The 1710-nt window shown below is 68.4% G+C and carries 2 protein-coding genes; both read left to right on the forward strand.

The window, feature by feature from the left end; translation table 11 throughout:
• Positions 1–560 (forward strand): gfo/Idh/MocA family oxidoreductase (locus tag NTX40_03275; GenBank protein MCX5648107.1); only part of this gene is annotated, 560 nt, incomplete at its 5' end.
• A 205-nt stretch (positions 561–765) separates the two neighbouring features.
• Positions 766–1710, forward strand: a 945-nt coding sequence (locus NTX40_03280; protein ID MCX5648108.1) for a Gfo/Idh/MocA family oxidoreductase, incomplete at its 3' end; no start/stop codon positions are given.

Here is a 1710-nt window from a genome sequence, read left to right on the forward strand (position 1 = left end):
GCTTCGACAAGGCCCTCTCGGGCGACATCATCACCGAACAGAACATCCACACCCTCGACGTGATGAACTGGATCCTGCAGGTCCCGCCGCTGCGGGCCTGGGGCAAGGGCGGCCGGAAGGTCCGCGTCGACGTGGGCGACTGCTGGGACCACTTCGTCCTGACCTTCGAGTATCCCGACGACGTGGCCGTCTCGTTCAGTTCGCGGCAGTTCGCCGGGCACGGCTCGCAGCCCGACGGCATCCGGAACCGCATGTTCGGCGACCAGGGCGTGCTCGAGACGGCGTACGGCGGGCAAGTCCTCATCCGCGGCAAGAACTTCTACCGCGGCGGGTCCAGCCCCCGCATCTACCAGGAAGGCGCCATTGCCAACATCGCGGCGTTCTGCGACTCGATCCGCAACGGCAAGGTCGACAACCCCACCGTTGCGCCCAGCGTCCAGAGCAACCTCATCACCGTCATGGGACGCATGGCTGCCTACACCGGCAAGGTCGTGACGTGGGAAGAAACGGTCAAGTCGACCGAAAAACTCGACGGCCGCCTCGACGGCCTGAAGGCATAGGACCGAGCCGCGGACTCCGCCCGCGGGGACCCGATCCGGACCGAGGTCACACGGGCGGGGCGCTCTTTACGCGGCGGATACGTGAGCAATTCGGGGTAAGGACTCTTTGGGGGTCGGGCGCACGCCCGCCGACGGGCCGGACTCGCAAGACTGACCTCACGGCGGACCGCCCGCGGCGGCGCCATCTCAACGAAAGGACCGAGCCATGGCAGAATCGAAAACGGACGGGATGGGCAGGCGTGGGTTTCTAAAGGCTGCGGCAGGGGCGGCGGCCACCGCGGGACTCCTCATCGTGAAGCCGGGTGCCGTCCGCGGCCTGGAGGCCAACTCGAAGGTCGAGATCGGCATCGTGGGCCACGGGGGGCGCGGCGGATGGATCGCCAAACTCTTCCAGAAACACGGCGGGTACCAGTTCACGGCCATCGCCGACTACTTCCCGCAGGTAGCCGAGGCGGGCGGCGAGGCCCTTGGCGTCGAGAAGGCCCGCCGCTTCTCCGGCCTCTCCGGTTACAGGAAACTCATCGAGAGCAAGGTCCAGGCCGTGGTCCTGGAGACGCCGCCGTACTTCTTCCCGGAGCACGCGGCGGCGGCCGCGGCCGCCGGCTGCCACGTGTATATGGCCAAGCCGGTGGCGGTGGACGTCCCGGGGGCCCTGACGATCGAGGCCGCCGGCAAACGGGCCGCCGAGAAGAAGCGGTGCTTCCTGGTGGATTACCAGATGCCCACCGACCCGGTGAACATCGAGGTGGCCAAGCGCGTCCGCGAGGGCGGCGTGGGGCCCCTGGCCCAGGTCGTGACGACCGGCATCTGCGGCGGGTTCGGCGACCCGCCCAGGACGGCCACCCTCGAGAGCCGCCTCCAGCACCTGGTCTGGGTGAACGACGTGGCCCTGGGGTGCGACTACATCGGCAACTTCGACATCCACGCCATCGATGCCGCCGTGTGGGTGCTGGGCAAGCGCCCGGTGGCGGCCATGGGGGCGTCGCGCATCGGCCGCGCGAATCCCAACAGCGACGGCCGAGACGTATGCTCGGTTGTCTATGACTATGCCGACGGCCTCGTGCACAACCACTTCGGCCAGGGCCTGCGCAACAACACCGACGGCGAACTCAGCGTGCGCCTCTACGGCCAGTCGGCCAACGCCCTCCTC

It is taken from the genome of Planctomycetota bacterium (genome assembly GCA_026387035.1).
GTDB lineage: Bacteria > Planctomycetota > Phycisphaerae > FEN-1346 > FEN-1346 > JAPLMM01.